Annotated in this window: 16 protein-coding genes; 10 read left to right on the top strand and 6 right to left on the bottom strand. The window is 72.5% G+C overall.

Translation table 11 applies throughout. The annotated features are described in order from the left end of the window. Positions 1-2: 2 nt before the first annotated feature. Positions 3-878, bottom strand: coding sequence for a helix-turn-helix transcriptional regulator (locus ACZ5ID_RS33690; RefSeq protein ID WP_468905717.1), 876 nt, complete (start codon positions 876-878; stop codon positions 3-5). 161 nt (positions 879-1,039) lie between these two features. Here ACZ5ID_RS33690 and ACZ5ID_RS33695 point away from each other — a divergent pair, with 161 nt between their 5' ends. The 3 genes from ACZ5ID_RS33695 to ACZ5ID_RS33705 all read left to right on the top strand — a co-directional run bounded on the left by ACZ5ID_RS33695 (position 1,040) and on the right by ACZ5ID_RS33705 (position 4,236). Beyond that, complete coding sequence (locus ACZ5ID_RS33695; RefSeq protein WP_468905751.1) at positions 1,040-2,437, top strand: MFS transporter; 1,398 nt, start codon at positions 1,040-1,042, stop codon at positions 2,435-2,437. A gap of 133 nt (positions 2,438-2,570) precedes the next feature. Further along, positions 2,571-3,587, top strand: coding sequence for an aldo/keto reductase (locus ACZ5ID_RS33700; RefSeq protein WP_468905719.1), 1,017 nt, complete (start codon positions 2,571-2,573; stop codon positions 3,585-3,587). Between the two features lie 52 nt (positions 3,588-3,639). Then, entirely contained in the window at positions 3,640-4,236 is a 597-nt protein-coding gene (locus ACZ5ID_RS33705; protein ID WP_468905722.1) for a TetR/AcrR family transcriptional regulator, read from the top strand. Between the two features lie 18 nt (positions 4,237-4,254). Here the strand turns inward: ACZ5ID_RS33705 and ACZ5ID_RS33710 are convergent, their stop codons facing one another. The 3 genes from ACZ5ID_RS33710 to ACZ5ID_RS33720 are packed head-to-tail and all read right to left on the bottom strand — an operon-like array spanning position 4,255 to position 7,033. Continuing rightward, positions 4,255-5,103: a DUF4097 family beta strand repeat-containing protein gene (locus ACZ5ID_RS33710; RefSeq protein WP_468905724.1), complete on the bottom strand. Its 849-nt coding sequence runs from the start codon at positions 5,101-5,103 to the stop codon at positions 4,255-4,257. Then, entirely contained in the window at positions 5,100-5,798 is a 699-nt protein-coding gene (locus ACZ5ID_RS33715; protein ID WP_468905726.1) for a response regulator, read from the bottom strand. Before ACZ5ID_RS33715 ends, ACZ5ID_RS33710 begins: the two co-directional genes overlap by 4 nt. After that, positions 5,786-7,033, bottom strand: coding sequence for a sensor histidine kinase (locus ACZ5ID_RS33720; RefSeq protein ID WP_468905728.1), 1,248 nt, complete (start codon positions 7,031-7,033; stop codon positions 5,786-5,788). Before ACZ5ID_RS33720 ends, ACZ5ID_RS33715 begins: the two co-directional genes overlap by 13 nt. Before the next feature lie 176 nt (positions 7,034-7,209). Here ACZ5ID_RS33720 and ACZ5ID_RS33725 point away from each other — a divergent pair, with 176 nt between their 5' ends. Beyond that, entirely contained in the window at positions 7,210-7,602 is a 393-nt protein-coding gene (locus tag ACZ5ID_RS33725; protein WP_468905730.1) for a hypothetical protein, read from the top strand. A gap of 96 nt (positions 7,603-7,698) precedes the next feature. Here ACZ5ID_RS33725 and ACZ5ID_RS33730 read toward each other — a convergent pair whose 3' ends face one another. Next, a complete protein-coding gene (locus ACZ5ID_RS33730; protein WP_283143570.1) occupies positions 7,699-9,081 on the bottom strand; it encodes a glycine--tRNA ligase in 1,383 nt (460 codons plus the stop codon). Between the two features lie 220 nt (positions 9,082-9,301). Between ACZ5ID_RS33730 and ACZ5ID_RS33735 the strand changes: the two genes are divergently transcribed. The 5 genes from ACZ5ID_RS33735 to ACZ5ID_RS33755 all read left to right on the top strand — a co-directional run bounded on the left by ACZ5ID_RS33735 (position 9,302) and on the right by ACZ5ID_RS33755 (position 13,496). Next, entirely contained in the window at positions 9,302-10,258 is a 957-nt protein-coding gene (locus tag ACZ5ID_RS33735) for a metal ABC transporter substrate-binding protein (protein WP_468905734.1), read from the top strand. A gap of 41 nt (positions 10,259-10,299) precedes the next feature. Further along, a complete protein-coding gene (locus ACZ5ID_RS33740) occupies positions 10,300-11,070 on the top strand; it encodes a metal ABC transporter ATP-binding protein (RefSeq protein ID WP_468905737.1) in 771 nt (256 codons plus the stop codon). A 2-nt stretch (positions 11,071-11,072) separates the two neighbouring features. Continuing rightward, positions 11,073-11,966 (top strand): metal ABC transporter permease, encoded by an 894-nt coding sequence (locus ACZ5ID_RS33745; RefSeq protein WP_406554191.1) that lies wholly within the window; start codon positions 11,073-11,075, stop codon positions 11,964-11,966. Positions 11,967-12,025: 59 nt separating this feature from the next. After that, positions 12,026-12,454: a Fur family transcriptional regulator gene (locus ACZ5ID_RS33750; RefSeq protein WP_468905740.1), complete on the top strand. Its 429-nt coding sequence runs from the start codon at positions 12,026-12,028 to the stop codon at positions 12,452-12,454. A 403-nt stretch (positions 12,455-12,857) separates the two neighbouring features. Then, positions 12,858-13,496 carry a ScbR family autoregulator-binding transcription factor gene (locus ACZ5ID_RS33755; protein ID WP_468905743.1) on the top strand — a complete coding sequence of 213 codons (639 nt, stop codon included), beginning with the start codon at positions 12,858-12,860 and terminating at the stop codon, positions 13,494-13,496. A 257-nt stretch (positions 13,497-13,753) separates the two neighbouring features. Here the strand turns inward: ACZ5ID_RS33755 and ACZ5ID_RS33760 are convergent, their stop codons facing one another. Beyond that, positions 13,754-15,334: an AfsR/SARP family transcriptional regulator gene (locus tag ACZ5ID_RS33760; RefSeq protein ID WP_468905746.1), complete on the bottom strand. Its 1,581-nt coding sequence runs from the start codon at positions 15,332-15,334 to the stop codon at positions 13,754-13,756. Positions 15,335-16,049: 715 nt separating this feature from the next. Between ACZ5ID_RS33760 and ACZ5ID_RS33765 the strand changes: the two genes are divergently transcribed. Next, positions 16,050-16,142 (top strand): biotin carboxylase N-terminal domain-containing protein (locus ACZ5ID_RS33765; RefSeq protein WP_280842533.1); only part of this gene is annotated, 93 nt, incomplete at its 3' end.

Here is a 16,142-nt window from a genome sequence, read left to right on the forward strand (position 1 = left end):
GATCACCGCGCGGCCCCGACCGGCGCCGCTTCCCGGACCGAAATCTCCAGCAGCCGCTCAAGCCCCGCGCGCGAGGCGTCGTCCACCGGGACGTACGTCACCAGGCGCGGGCCCGAGGAGGGGCCCAGCCACAGGTTGGTGTGCTCCAGGTGCAGCAGGCCCACATGGGCGTTGCGGATGTACTTCTCCCGGCCGCTCTGGTCGACCACCTCGTGCCGGGCCCAGATCTCGCGGAACTCGGGCGAGCCGTTCTCCAGCCGGTTCAGCAGCGTCTTCCAGGCGGGCTCGGCCAGGTGCTCGGCCATCGCGGCGCGGAACTTGGCCGCCATCATCCGGTTGACGTCCGGCAGGTCGGCGACGGCCGCACGCCAGTCGTCGTTGGTGAAGGCCAGCCACATGCAGTTGCGGTCCTCGGGCGCCAGCGCGTCGAGGTCGCAGAGCAGCCGGGCGTAGGTGCGGTTGTAGGCGAGGATGTCGTACCGGCTGTTCTGGATGCAGGCCGGCACCGGCTCCAGCTGGTCCAGCATCGCCCGCAGGGCCGGAGTCACCGTCGGGCAGGGCGCGTTGGGGTTGGGGTCGCTGGCGCCCGCGAGGGCGAACAGGTGCGTACGCTCACTGGCGTCCATCAGCAGGGCCCGCGCCAGCGCGTCGAGCACCTGCGCGGAGACCTGGATCTCGCGGGCCTGCTCCAGCCAGGTGTACCAGGTGACGCCGACGGCGGAGAGGTGGGCGACCTCCTCGCGGCGCAGCCCGGGGGTGCGCCTGCGGCGGCCGTGCGGCAGGCCGACCTGTTCGGGCGTGATGCGCTCGCGGCGGCTGCGCAGGAACTCCGCCAGCTCGTGCCGGCGGACGTCGGACTCCGGGGCCACTGTGGTCATGGCACCAGGGTGCCGTACCGCTCACCCCATTGCCAGGTAGTGCGTGTACCAGGATAAAGAGACTCTGGTACCAGGCTGGGAGAACGGCGATCGTCTTCTGCGTGAGCAACGACGTGATTACTTCCGCATCCACCGCCCCGGCCGGTGCCCCGGCCGTCCCGGTGATCCGCCACGGCGGCGCGGCGATCGGCCCGCTCGGGCTGTTCACCGTACTGCTCGGCGCGGCCCTTCCCCTGATCGACTTCTTCATCGTCAACGTCGCCCTGCCCGCCATGGAGAAGGACCTGGCGGCGGGCGCGGCCACGCTGGAACTGGTGGTCGCGGGCTACGGCGTCGCGTACGCCGTCCTGCTCGTCCTCGGCGGCCGGCTCGGCGACATGGCCGGGCGGCGCCGGCTCTTCCTCATCGGCATGGCGGCCTTCGGGGTGACCTCGCTGGCCTGCGGCCTCGCGCCGAGCGCCTGGACGCTGGTGGCGGCCCGGGTCGCCCAGGGCGCGGCATCCGCTCTGATGCTGCCGCAGGTCCTCGCCACCATCCAGGCCACCACGGCCGGACCGCGCCGGGCGCGCGCGATGAGCCTGTACGGCGCGACCGCCGGGCTCTCCATGGTCGCCGGGCAGATCCTCGGCGGCGTGCTGGTGGCCGCCGACATCGCGGGCAGCGGCTGGCGCGCGGTCTTCCTGGTGAACGTCCCCGTGGTGGTCGTCGGGCTGGTGCTCGCGGTCCGCAGTGTGCCCGACACCCGCTCGGACCGGCCCGCCTCGGTGGACGTGCCCGGCACGCTGCTGCTGGCGCTCTCGCTGATCAGCCTGCTGCTGCCGCTGACCGAGGGGCGGGCGGCCGGGTGGCCGCTGTGGACCTGGGTCTCGCTCGCCGTCTTCCCCTTCGCCGCCCTCGCGTTCTACCGCACCGAGCGGCGCGCCGACCGCCTCGGCGGTACGCCGCTGGTCCCGCCGAGCTTGCTGCGGCTGCCCTCGCTCCGCCGGGGCCTGGTGATGATCGTGCCGTTCTCGGTCGGCTTCAGCGGCTTCATGTTCGTCATCGCGGTCGTCCTCCAGCAGGGCCTGCGGATGGGGCCGGTGTCGGCCGGGCTCGCACTGGTGCCGATGGCGGTGGCGTTCTTCGCCGCCTCGCTCGCCGGGCCGCGCCTGATCGGCCGGTACGGCAGCCGGATCGTCACCACCGGCGGCATCCTCCAGGGCCTCGGCATCACGGTCCTGGTGCTCACCGTCTGGCGCGGCTGGTCCGGCCTCGGCATAGCCGAGCTGGCGCCCGGGGTCGCGCTCGCCGGGCTCGGCCAGGGCCTCCAGCTGCCGGTGCTGTTCCGGATCGTGCTCTCCGACGTGCCGACCGACCGCGCCGGCGTGGGCAGCGGCGTCATGGTCACCACCCAGCAGTCCGCCCTCGCACTCGGGGTCGCCACCCTCGGCAGCCTCTTCCTCTCGCTGGCGTCGTCCATGGGCACCCGGGACGCGCTGGTGGTGACCCTGCTGGTGCAGCTCGCGGCGGTGGTCCTGACGGTGCTGCTGAGTCTGCGGCTGCCCCGGGCCGTGGGGTGAAGCGGGTTCCCGGGGATGAGGGCGGGTGCCGCATGAGGGGTGACAGGTATCAAGTATCAGATATTGAAATCTGTCAGCTGTCATGCGACAGTGGAGGGGCACCCTTTCCCCTCCCCCTCAAGGAGTGACCACCATGCGCACCCGCACCCTCGGCACCACCGGCCCCCAGGTCTCCGCCCTCGGCCTCGGCTGCATGGGCATGTCCGCGCTGTACGGCGACGCCGACCGGGCCGAGTCGATCGCCACCATCCACGCCGCCCTGGACGCCGGCGTGACCCTGCTCGACACGGGCGACTTCTACGGCATGGGCCACAACGAACTGCTCATCGGCGAGGCGCTGCGCGGCGCGTCCGCCGCCGCCCGTGAACAGGCCCTCACCAGCGTCAAGTTCGGCGCCCTGCGCGACCCCGACGGCGGCTGGGCCGGGTACGACGGCCGCCCGGAGGCGGTGCGGAACTTCGCGGCGTACTCGCTCCAGCGCCTCGGCGTCGACCACATCGACGTCTACCGCATCGCCCGGCTCGACCCGGACGTCCCGGTCGAGGAGACCGTCGGCGCCATCGCGGAGCTGGTCGAGGCAGGTCACGTACGGCACATCGGGATGTCCGAGGTCGGCGCGGACACCCTGCGCCGGGCCGCGGCCGTCGCCCCCATCTGCGACCTCCAGATCGAGTACTCGCTCCTCTCCCGCGGCATCGAGGACGAGATCCTGCCGACCGCCAAGGAGCTGGGCATCGGGATCACCGCGTACGGCGTGCTCTCGCGCGGGCTGATCAGCGGGCACTTCACCCGCGACCGGCGCCTCGCGGCCAACGACTTCCGCGGTATGAGCCCCCGCTTCCAGGGCGAGAACCTCGACCGCAACCTCGACCTCGTCGACGCGCTGCGGAAGGTCGCCGAGCACCAGGGCGTCTCGGTCGCGCAGATCGCGATCGCCTGGGTGATGGCCCAGGGCGAGCGGTTCGGCGCGGACGTGGTGCCGCTGGTCGGCGCCCGCCGCCGGGACCGGCTGGCCGAGGCGCTGGGCGCCCTGGACGTCACGCTCGACGCCCGTGACCTGGCCGCCATCGAGGCGGCGGTCCCGGCCGGGGCCGCCGCGGGCGAGCGTTACCCGGCGGCGCAGATGGCGCATCTGGACAGCGAGCACTGAGTTGTCCACAGGGCCCGGCCCGGTGGCGGACCCGGCGGGTAACGTCAAGGTCATGAGTACGGAACCACTGACCGCCGAGCGCATCCTCGAAGCGACCGAGGAGGTGCTGCGCCGACACGGCCCGGCGAAGGCCACGGTCGTCGATGTCGCCCGCCAGCTCGGCGTCAGCCACGGCAGCGTCTACCGCCACTTCCGTACGAAGTCGGCGCTGCGGGAGGCCGTCACCAAGCGCTGGCTGGACCGCACGACGCGCGAGCTCGCCGCCATCACGGAGGACGAGCCGCGGGAGGCGGAGGCGACGCTGCGCGCGTGGCTGGCCGCCCTCTTCGAGGCCAAGCGCCGCAAGGCGGGCGACGACCCCGAGCTCTTCGCGACGTACGAGGTGCTGCTCGCGGAGACCAGCACGGTGGTCGAGGAGCACATCACCGAGCTGGTCGCCCAGCTCGCGCGGATCGTCCACCGGGGCGTCGAGCGGGGCCAGTTCACGGCGCTGGGGCCGGACGAGCGGATGGCGCGGGCGGTCTTCGACGCCACCAACCGCTTCCACGACCCGGCGTACGCGTCGCAGTGGCTGCGGCCGGAGATCGAGGCGGACTTCACGGCCCTGGTGGACCTGGTGGTGCACGGCCTGCGGGCCGACCGGGGGTGACGGCGGCTGCGGCCGGTGCTACCAGCGGGTGTGGTCCACGGTCGCCGTGCCCGAGCCGGCCGAGAGGTCGATGAGGCGGTCCGAGGCGGGGTCGCGCAGGGAGTCGTCGATGTGGCGGGTGCCCGATCCCCTGGTGCCCGTGATCCGGTAGTGCGAGCCGGTGGGGAGGAAGAGTTCGACGTTGCCCGAGCCCGTGGAGGCGGTGACCTTTCTCGGCGCGGTGACGAACTCCAGCTCGGCGTGGCCGGACCCGGAGCGCACCTCGGCCCCGGCGGAGCCGATCGCGGCGCCGCTGACCGAGCCGGAGCCCACGACGGCCTTCAGCGGGCCGCGCACCCCGTAGAGCTTGACGGTGCCGGAGCCGCCGTGCACGTCGATGGGGCCGGTGAGGCCGCTGACGCGGACGCCGCCCGAGCCGCTGCGCACGGTGAGGCCGACCCCGGCCGGGACGGTCAGGTCGAGCTGGACCGAGCAGCCCAGGCTGGTGACGGCGAACCGGCCGTCGCACTCGGGCCGCAGCCTGAGGGTGTCGCCGTCCCACTCCTTGCGGACCTTCGGCTTGCGCAGGGACCAGGAGAGCCGTTCCTGGACGCGGACCTCGCCCTCGGCGCCGGGGACCACGGTCAGTTCGGCGCTTCCCGCGTCGACCTCGATGGTCCTGACCGGGTGGCGGTCGCTGGTCTCGACGCTGGTGTGGCTGGTGGTCTGGCGTGCGAGCTGGGCGTACACCTCGACGCCGAGCGGTGCCACCACGAACAGCGCGCTGAGCACGGCGACCAGGATCCACCGGCCCCGGTGCCGGGGCCGGGGCAGGTCGGGGTCCGGGGCGGGGCGGCGGTCCGGGCCGGGCCGGACGTCGGCGCTCATGAGCCGCCGCCCGGTGAAACGCCGCCCGGCGAGCCGCCGTCCGGTGAGCCACCGTCCAGGAAGCGCAGGACGGCGAGGACCCGGCGGTGGTCGCCCTCGGCGACCGGCAGGTCGAGCTTGGCGAAGATGTTGTTGATGTGTTTGGCGACGGCGCTCTCGCCCACGACCAGCTGCTCGGCGATTCCCGCGTTGGAGCGGCCCTCGGCCATCAGGGCGAGGACCTCCCGTTCGCGCGGGGTGAGGCGTTGCAGCGGGTCGGTGCCGCCGCCCCGGCGCAGCAGCAGCTGGGCGACGACCTGCGGGTCCAGCGCGGTCCCGCCGCCGGCCACCCGCCGCAGGGCGTCGACGAACTCCTCGACATCGGCGACGCGCTGCTTCAGCAGATAGCCGATGCCGCCGGACCGGGCGCTGAGCAGATCGGCCGCGTACCGCTCCTCGACGTACTGGGAGAGCAGCAGAACGGCCGTGTCCGGCCACTGCTGACGGATCATCAGGGCGGCGCGGACACCTTCGTCGGTGTAGCCGGGCGGCATCCGGACGTCGACGAGGGCCAGCGTCGGGCGGTGTTCCTCGACGGCCGCGAGCAGCCCGTCGGCGTCCTCCGTCTCCGCGGCGACCTCGAACCCGGCCATTTCCAGGACCTTGACGAGTCCTATGCGCAGCAGTACAGAATCCTCGGCGATCACAGCCCGCACGGCAGCTCCACGGTGATGACGGTCGGACCCCCGAGGGGGCTGTTGATGCGGATGGTCCCGTCCACGGACCCCACGCGTTTGGCGAGGCCGCGCAGCCCGGTGCCGGCGGCGGCGTCCGCGCCCCCGATGCCGTTGTCGCCGACGGTGAGGCGGAGCAGATCGCCCCGGCGCCGCACCCGTACGGAACAGCGCGTGGCCCGGGCGTGCTTGGCGACGTTCGCCAGCGCCTCGGAGACGACGAAGTAGGCGACGGCCTCGACGGTGGGCGCGGGGCGCCGGTCCAGGTCGACGCTGAGCTCGACCGGCAGCGGGGCGCGGGCGGCGATACCGGAGAGCGCCGCGTCCAGGCCCCGGTCGTCCAGGACGGCCGGGTGCAGCCCGCGCACCAGGTTGTTGAGCTCCTCGATGGCCTCCTTGGCCTCGCGGTGCGCCTCGTCGATGACGGCCCGGGCCTCGGGCGGCAGGTCGGTGAGGGTGGCGCGGGCCAGGCCCAGGTTCATGGCGAGGGAGACCAGCCGCTGCTGGGCGCCGTCGTGCAGATCGCGTTCGATGCGGCGGCGCTCGGCGTCGGCGGCGTCCAGGACCCCGGCGCGGCTCTCGGCCAGGGTCTCCACGCGCCGCTCCAGCTCCTTGGCGCGGCTGGGGCCGAGCAGGGTGGCGGCGGCGTAGCCGTCGAGCCGGACGGCCGCCGCGGTGAACCAGGGCGTGACGAGCAGGAGCAGCACCCCGGCGGCGGTGAACAGGGCGTACGCCTGCGTCCAGTCGGGCAGCCCCGCGTTGAGCGGCGCCGCCCACAGCCAGGACAGTACGAAGGCGCAGACGAGGCCCGTGACCCAGCCGCCGACCACCAGGACGCCGGCCGCCGCGGCGAGCGGGGCGACGAGGAGGTGGTAGCCGTACTGCCGCCAGGTCGCCTCCGACCGCAGCCGTTCGACGAGCCCGCGCCAGGTGAAGGGGCGGCCGTGCCGGACGATGCCGGGCACGTCGAGCCCGAGCAGCGACCAGAAGCGGCTGCGCTGGAGCGCGGTGAGGAGCGGGCTGAGGAGGAACACGAAGAGCAGGGCGCCGGGGGTGTGTCCGGGCGCGAGGACCAGATACGTGATCGAGCCCGCGGCGGGCAGCGCGAGCGGTATGCCCGCCACCGCGAAGGCGGTGTTGCGCCAGGCCCACGCCGACCACGGGGCGTGCGCGGCGGCCCAGTCGGTCGCGCGCCGCAGCGGGCCGGGAGTTGCCATGCGCATACGGTAAACGCCCAGTTCGGGGCGGTGCCATCACGTTACTGCCCGCCCGGGGGTGGAGCTGGCACCACCCCCGGTTCGGACCGTCGCGTTACTGATCTCAACGGCCGGGCAGGCGAGGCTTGTTGCCGTGTCCGGCGGACTGGCCGCCGGGCCGGAAGGAGACCGCCGCCATGACGCTCGTCGCCCCGCAGATCCGTATCCGCCGGCCGCGCCTGGCGACGCTGCTGACGGGGGCGGGGGTCGTGCTGGTGCCGTGGATGGTGGTCCTGGCGAAGACGCTGCCGTCCACGGTGGAGGTGTCCAACTGGCCGCTGGCCTGGATAGGTCTCGACGCGGCGCTCGCCGCGGGGCTCGCGGGGACCGGGGTGCTGCTGCGGCGCGGGGACCCGCGGGTGCAGGCGGTGGCGGCTGCGACGGGGGCGCTGCTGGTGATGGACGCGTGGTTCGACATCACGACGTCGGCGCCGGGTCCCCAGCTCGCGACGGCGGTCGCGCTGGCGGTGTGCGCGGAGCTGCCGTTGGCGGTGGCGTGCGGGGCGGTCGCCGCGCGACGGGATCTCTGACCGCGGGCCGGTGGGCCCACCCGACGACCGAGCCCCGTACCGCCTCTTCGGCGGTACGGGGCTCAGCCACGTGGGACCCAGGGGCGTGGGGAGCGACTAGCAGCCCAGAAGGCGCGCGCCCAGGTACGACTGGATCTGGTCCAGGGAGACGCGCTCCTGGGACATCGTGTCCCGCTCGCGGACGGTCACGGCGTTGTCGTCGAGCGTGTCGAAGTCGACGGTGACGCAGAACGGCGTACCGATCTCGTCCTGGCGGCGGTAGCGGCGGCCGATCGCGCCCGCGTCGTCGAACTCGATGTTCCAGTTCTGCCGCAGGTCCGCCGCGAGCCCCTTCGCCTTCGGCGAGAGCTGCGGGTTGCGCGAGAGCGGCAGCACCGCGACCTTGACCGGCGCCAGGCGCGGGTCGAGGCGCATCACGGCGCGCTTCTCCATGACGCCCTTGGCGTTGGGCGCCTCGTCCTCGTTGTAGGCGTCGAGGAGGAAGGCGAGCATGGAGCGGCCGACACCGGCGGCGGGCTCGATGACGTAGGGGGTCCAGCGCTCACCGGCCTCCTGGTCGAAGTACGACAGGTCGCTGCCGGACGCCTTGGCGTGCGCCGAGAGGTCGTAGTCGGTGCGGTTGGCGACACCCTCCAGCTCGCCCCACTCGCTGCCGCCGAACTGGAAGCGGTACTCGATGTCGGCGGTGCGCTTGGAGTAGTGGGAGAGCTTCTCCTTCGGGTGCTCGTACCAGCGCATGTTCTCCTCGCGCAGGCCCAGGCCCGTGTACCAGTTCCAGCGCTCCTGCATCCAGTATTCCTGCCACTGCTCGTCCTCGCCCGGCTTGACGAAGAACTCCATCTCCATCTGCTCGAACTCGCGGGTGCGGAAGATGAAGTTGCCGGGCGTGATCTCGTTGCGGAAGGACTTGCCCATCTGCGCGATGCCGAAGGGCGGCTTCTTGCGCGAGGTCTGCTGGACCTGGCCGAAGTTGGTGAAGATGCCCTGCGCGGTCTCGGGGCGCAGGTAGGCGACGGAGCCGCTGTCCTGGGTCGGGCCGAGGTGGGTGGAGAGCAGACCCGAGAAGTTCTTGGGCTCGGTGAAGGTGCCCTTGTTGCCGCAGTTGGGGCAGTTGAGCTCGGCGAGGCCGTTCGCGGGCTCCTTGCCGTGCTTCTCCTCGTACGCCTCGATCAGGTGGTCCGCGCGGAACCGCTTGTGGCAGGAGGTGCACTCGGTGAGCGGGTCGGTGAAGGTGGCGACGTGGCCGGAGGCCTCCCAGACCTCGGTGGCCAGGATCACCGACGAGTCGATGCCGACGACGTCCTCGCGCGAGGTGACCATGTAACGCCACCACTGGCGCTTGAGGTTCTCCTTCAGCTCGACACCCAGCGGCCCGTAGTCCCAGGCGGCGCGCTGACCACCGTAGATCTCGCTGCACGGGTAGACGAAGCCACGGCGCTTGCTCAGGTTGACGATGGTGTCGATCTTGTCGGCGGCCACGTTGCTCTCTTCATTACGACGACGAATTGGACAGGTGCGGCGCGAAGCGCCTCGTTGAGGGGCGGCGGTCGGGTGACGGGCGGGCGAATGCTTCAGATTAGCGGCGGCCTCCACCCCTGGATCAAATCGGTATCCCGTCAGGTACCCCGGCACCGCCCGCGGCAGAGGCGCCACCCCGCCTTGTTGACAATCGTTTCCACTTTTGTTGAAAATGACTGTCATGAACGTACGACGCCTCATACCGGCCACCGCCCTCGCCGCCGCGGTGGTGCTCGGCCTCGGCGCCCTGACCGCCTGCTCGGACGCCGAGGCGGGCTCGGGCCGCAAGGACGGCAAGCTCGACGTGGTGGCGTCGTTCTACCCGATGCAGTACCTCGCGGAGCGAATAGGCGGCGACCACGTCTCCGTACGCAACCTGACCAAGCCGGGCGTCGAGCCGCACGACCTGGAGCTCAGCCCCCGGCAGACCGCCTCCCTGGGCCGGGCCGGTCTGGTCGTCTACCTCAAGGGCGTGCAGCCCGCCGTGGACAAGGCCATCACCCAGTCCGAAGCCAAGCACACCGTCGACGCCGCCGCTCTCACCAAGCTGGAGGACCACGGCACCGAGGTCGGCCACGGCCACGAGGGCGAGGAGCACCACGGCGGGAGCGAGGCCGGCGCGGACCCGCACGTCTGGCTGGACCCGGTCAAGTACGCCGAGGTCGCCCAGGGCGTCGGCAAGGCCCTCCAGAAGGCCGACCCCGACCACGCGGCGGACTACAGGAAGAACACCGACGCCGTGGTCAAGGACCTCGGGGCGCTGAACGAGAAGTTCGCGGCGGGCCTGAAGAACACCGCCACCAAGACGTTCATCACCACCCACTCCGCCTTCGGCTACCTCGCCGAGCGCTACGGCCTGACCCAGGAGGGCATCGCGGGCATCGACCCCGAGGCCGAGCCGAGCCCCGCCCGGGTCAAGGAGCTCCAGTCCATCGCGAAGAAGGACCACGTCGACACGGTCTTCTTCGAGACACTGGCCAGCGACAAGACCGCTAAGACCCTCGCGAAGGACACCGGCCTCAAGACGGATGTCCTGGACCCGCTGGAGGGCATCACCGAGAAGTCCAAGGGCGAGGATTACCTCCAGGTGATGGCGTCCAACCTGGCCGCGCTCCAGACGGCGCTCGGCGCGAAGTGAGCACTCCCCCGTCCGCATCCGGCACATCGGAGGCACCAGTGATGGACCCCACGACGGAACCCGTCATATCCCTGCGCGCGGCCACGGCGACACTCGGCTCGCGCCCGGTGCTGCGCGGCATCGACCTCACCGTCGGACGCGGCGAGGTCGTCGCCCTGCTCGGCGCCAACGGCTCCGGCAAGTCCACCGCCGTACGCTCGGTGATCGGCCAGGTGCCGCTGACCGGGGGCCGCGTCGAGCTGTTCGGTACGGAGCTGAAGCGCTTCCGGGACTGGGCGCGCGTCGGATACGTACCCCAGCGCACCACCGCCGCCGGCGGGGTGCCCGCGACCGTCCGCGAAGTCGTCGCCTCGGGGAGGCTGTCCCGTACCAAACTGGGGCTGCTCTCCCGGGCGGACCGGGCGGCCGTGGCCCGGGCCATCGAGCTCGTGGGCCTCGCCGACCGGGCCAGGGACTCGGTGAACGCCCTCTCCGGCGGCCAGCACCAGCGCGTCCTGATCGCCCGCGCGCTCGCCTCCGAGCCCGAGCTGCTGATCATGGACGAGCCGATGGCGGGCGTCGACCTGGCCAGTCAGGAGATCCTCGCCTCGACCCTGCGCGAGCAGGTGGCGGGCGGCGCGACCGTCCTGCTCGTCCTCCATGAACTCGGCCCGCTGGAGCCCCTGATCGACCGCGCGGTGGTGCTGCGCGACGGCTGCGTCACCCACGACGGCCCGCCGCCCAAGGCCACCGGCCAGCACGCGCTGCCCGGCCACGACCACGTCCACCCCCACTCGCCCGTCGAGCCGATCCGCACAGGACTGCTGAGCTGACCATGGAAATCCTCCAGACCGCCTTCATGCAGCGGGCGCTCATCGCGGCCGTCCTGGTCGGCATCACCGCGCCCGCCGTCGGGATCTACCTCGTCCAGCGCCGCCAGGCCCTGATGGGCGACGGAATCGGCCATGTCGCCATGACCGGCGTGGGCCTCGGCTTCCTGCTCAACACCAGCCCGGTGTGGATGGCGACGCTCGTCTCCGTCCTCGGCGCCATGACGATGGAGCTGATCCGCGCGTACGGCAAGACGCGCGGCGACATCGCTCTCGCCATGCTCTTCTACGGCGGTATGGCCGGCGGTGTGCTGCTGGTCAACCTCTCGGACACCGGCTCCAACGCCAACCTCTCCTCGTACCTCTTCGGCTCGCTCTCCACCGTCTCCGACTCGGACGTCACCTCGATCTGCGTGCTCGCCGCGTTCGTGGTGCTCGTCACGGTCGGGCTGCGGCGCCAGCTCTTCGCGGTGAGCCAGGACGAGGAGTTCGCGCGGGTCACCGGGCTGCCGGTGCGGGCCCTGAACCTGCTGGTCGCGGTGACCGCCGCGATCACGGTGACGGTGGCGATGCGGGCCGTCGGACTGCTCCTGGTGAGCGCGCTGATGGTGGTGCCGGTCGCGGCGGCGCAGCAGGTCTCGCGCTCCTTCGCGGTGACTTTCGTCCTCGCGGTGGTCATCGGCACCACGGTCACCCTGGCCGGAACCGTCACCTCGTACTACCAGGACGTGCCGCCCGGGGCGACGATCGTGCTCCTCGCGATCGGCGCGTTCATCGCCCTGACCGCGCTCGCCGCGCCCCTGGCGCGCAGGCGCGCGCGGGTGGCCGAAACCGCCGCACGGCAGTGCACCCTGGAGGTACCGGGGTCGCGTACCGCGCCCGACGAGGCCACGGTCTGACCCCGACCTGGCAGAATGGCCCGACGATGTGAGCGGGCGACGGTTAGAGGGAGGCACCTGTGGCGACGGCTGGACCACCCGTACGCGGCCGGTCGACCAAGCAGCGGGCCGCCGTGGCGGCGGCCCTCGACCAGGTGGACGAGTTCCGCAGCGCGCAGGAACTGCACGACATGCTCCGGCACCGGGGCGACTCGGTGGGGCTCACCACCGTCTACCGGACCCTGCAGTCGCTCGCCGACGCGGGCGAGGTCGACGTGCTGCGCACCAGCGACGGCGAGGCCGTCTACCGGCGCTGCTCCTCCGGTGACCACCACCACCATCTGGTCTGCCGGATGTGCGGCAAGGCCGTGGAGGTCGAGGGCCCGGCGGTGGAGAAGTGGGCCGACGCGATCGCGGAGCAGCACGGCTTCGTGAACGTGGCGCACACCGTGGAGATCTTCGGCACCTGCGCGGAGTGCGCGGCGGCCGGGGAGCAGCAGTCCGGGTGACCTAGCCCGTACGAAGCGGACATACGCCCTCGAAGGGCCCGGCGGGAGGGTGGAATCCACCGACCCGCCGGGCCCTTTCGCGTACCCCGGAAACGGAGCACTGCAGACCGGTTGTCCCGTTCGCCGACGCCCGGCGGGGCGTTTCGGCCGGGTCGAGGCCAGGAGCACCCGTCCACTTCCGGCCGTACACCGTCACCCGGCCGGCCCTCAACTCACCTTTGAACGCAGGCCAGCTGGGTAGGACGCGGGAAAAGCCCGGCCCGCTCCGCGAACGCTTTGGGCCAGACTCCATCCGTACTAAAGAAACCGTCGGGTTGGTTTCTATACAATCTGATCCTTGGCTCCTGTCCCCAGAAGCCCTCTTCCTGCGTGACTTCTTCCTGCGCGACAACGGAGTGACACCATGAGCAAGCAGCAACGGGCTGAGCGGACACGTAAGACGCTGATCCTCGCCGCGGCCGAGGTGTTCGACAGGGACGGCTTCGCCCCGTCCTCACTGACCGCGATCAGCACCCGGGCGGGCGTCAGCAACGGGGCGCTGCACTTCCACTTCGTCAGCAAGAACGCCCTGGCCGAGGCGGTGGGCGAGCACGCGATGGCGTCCCTGCGGCAGATCGCGCCGCCGCGCGGGAACGACCACGGCCGGGCGCTCCAGGTCCTGGTGGACACCACCCACGCGCTGGCGTTCCGGCTCGGCGACGACGTGGTGCTGCGGGCCGGGTTCGGGCTCAGCTCGGACGCGACCTGGAAGGGCACCACGGATCTGCGCCAGTACTGGGTGGACTGGGTCGGTGACGTGCTGGCCGGGGCGGCGGCCGAGGGCGCGCTCGCCGAGGGGGTCGTGGTGGAGGACGCCAAGGCGGTGATCGCGGCGACCACCGTCGGCTTCGAGGCGATGGGGCGCAGCCAGCCGCGCTGGTCCTCGCGGCAGATGTTCGGCAAGTTCTGGGGGCTGCTGCTGCCCCGCCTCGCCCGGGCCGACGCGCTCGGGTCGCTGAAGCCCGAGGGCAGCCCGGGTCTTGCCGCCGCGATGTCGGCGTAGGAACCGCCTGCCGCCGGTCACCTCTCACCTCTCACCTCTCACCTCTCACCTCTCACCTCTCACCTCTCACCTGCGACCAGCCGCTCGCTGCCTGCCCGGGGGCTCCCCGCAGGGAACGCCCGGGGCCCGTCCGGCGGACAGGCCCCGTTCATCCCGTCGCCCCGCCGGGGTCCGGGCGCCCGGGTGGGTCCGTGCCCCGCCCCCCGACGGGGCACGGACCCGCCTCGGCGCCCGCACCCGCCCGTGGCCGGGCCCGGTCAGGCCCCGATCCGCCGGGGCGGGCGCGCGAACGGCGCGGGATACGCGGCCGTCGCCGCCCGGGGCGCGTCGGGCCGCGCGGAGACCTCACGCAGCCGCCAAGACCCCGGGGAGCCGTCGGCCGGGCCGCAGGAGACCTCCGCCCCGGCGGCCAGCCGGGAGTCCTGGCAGACGAGGATCTCGCCGGGCCCGGCCCGGGTGAGCAGCCGCTGACACAGGTCCAGGAGGACCCCGTTGACGGACAGCGGGGTGCCGGGGCCGCCGGAGTCGCCGGAGGCGGAGCGGACCAGCGCCCGGCCGGTCGCCACGGCCGCGTGCAGGGTCAGACCCCGGTCGGGGGCGACCGCCTCCCGTACGGCAGCGGCTGCCCGCAGCGCGCGCAGGGCCGCGTCACCGCCCCGCGCGTCCTGGAACAGGCCGAGCGAGAGCGGTCCGAGGGAGCCGACGACCAGCCCGCCGAAGTGCTCGATCCGGGCACGCGTGACCGCCTCCGCCCGCTCCAGCATCTCGTCCGGTCCGCCCGCCTCGTCGATCCCGGGGCGGGGGTCGCCGCCGGGGGCGATTCCGGCCCGGACGAGGAGGACGCTCACCGCCTCACGGCTCGTCACCTCCGTCCGTACGGAAGCCTGCTGGGGCACGGCCACCGGGCGCGCCGACGCCGTACGCTCCGGGGCCCGGCCGTGCCCGCGGCGGGTGGGGACGGCGGTGAGCGCACGGCGCCGGTCACCGCGTTCGCACGGCTGGTCGGTGGCGGCGACGGACGCGAGGGCGGCCGGCCGCGCGGGGGCCCGGGCCGCCGGGGCGAGGTCGAGGTCCAGCGACGGGTCGTGCGCGAGGATGGCCCGCTGGAGGCGGCGCAGCTCGTGGCCGGGCTCCAGACCGAGGTTCTCCACCAGGATGGCCCGCAGGCGGTTGTAGACGGCCAGTGCGTGGGCCTGCCGCCCGCAGCGGTACAGCGCCAGCATCAGCTGACCCGAACTCCGCTCGCGCAAAGGCTCGGCCTCGACGGCGGACTCCAGCTCACCGAGGACCGCGTAGTGCTGCCCGCACGCGAGCCGCGCCTCGAAGTAGTCCTCCAGGACATCGCGCCGGGCGTTCTGTACGGCTGTGAGCTCGGGCCAGCCGACACCGGTCTCGGCGAGGTCCGCGAGGGCCGGGCCGCGCCAGAGGCGGAGCGCCGCACCGAGGGACGCGACGGCCGCCTCGGGCCGCCCGCCCACGAGTTCGGCCCGGCCCTCGCGGACCTGGCGCCGGAAGACGTACAGGTCGATCCGGTCCGGGTCGGTGCGGATCAGATAGCCGGGCGCGCGGGTGACCAGCTCGACGGCGCCCTCCGCGCCGTCGGGGCCGCTCTCGCCGAGGATGCCGCGCAGGCCCCACACCGCGTTCTGGAGGATCTTGCGTGCCGTCGGTGGCGTGCTGTCCGGGCGCCAGAGCGCCGCCAGCAGCCGGCTCGTGGGGACGACCTGGTTGGCGTGGAGCAGCAGGAAGCCCAGCGTGGCCCGCTGCTTGACGCCCCCCAGAGGGACCCGCCGCCCACCGGACCTCACCTCCAGCGGGCCCAGCATCCGAAAGCGCATAACTCCCCCAGTCCTGTGCACCATCGCGCCGCATTGACGTGCCGAGGAGATTACAAACCGGCATGCCGGTTTGTCAAAGCTATGATATGCGAGCCAATCCCCCCAATTCGCCAGCGGATTGTGCGGTCGTCCGCGCCCCGCGCCCAGGGGAACCGTACGACAGGTATTTTTCGGCGCCGTCCGGGGGAGGCGGCGCCCCCGGCTTCCCCCGGCTGCCCCGGCTTCCCCCGGCTTCCCCCGGCTGTCCTCGCGGGCTGAAGCGGGCTCCTCCGGGCGAGAATCCGTGCCGTACGCCGCAGCCCGCCATGGCGGTCCGCACGGCAGTCGCCGACGGTTCACGGCCACATACCGGGGAATTCGGGGATTCCGGTCTCCCTCGACCCGGAATGCATTACCGCGACCGGACAACCGATCCTGCGGATCACCGGCCGGGCTCCAAGTCAACCTCTGAGGCATTTCCCGCAATTCCCCGCGCCGGAACGCCACCGGGGGCGGAACTCATCCATGGTCCGCCCCGACTCCCCTGCCCGGCAAGGGGCTTGGGGCCTAGCCGGTGCCCGGCACTCTCCGTTGGCCTACCGGACGGTGGACAACTGCGGAGTAACGCTGGATACGGTCTCTCCAGGATGCTTCGAGGGTGGAGCTGTACAAACCACAGGGCGTTTCGCTCTCGATCTTTCCGCTTCAGCACCCGCAAAGTTGAGGAGCAGTCGTCGTGCGCAAGGTGCTCATCGCCAACCGTGGCGAAATCGCTGTCCGCGTTGCCCGGGCGTGTCGGGACGCCGGGATCGCCAGCGTAGCCGTCTAC

The sequence above is a fragment of the Streptomyces sp. NPDC031670 genome (assembly GCF_055580545.1).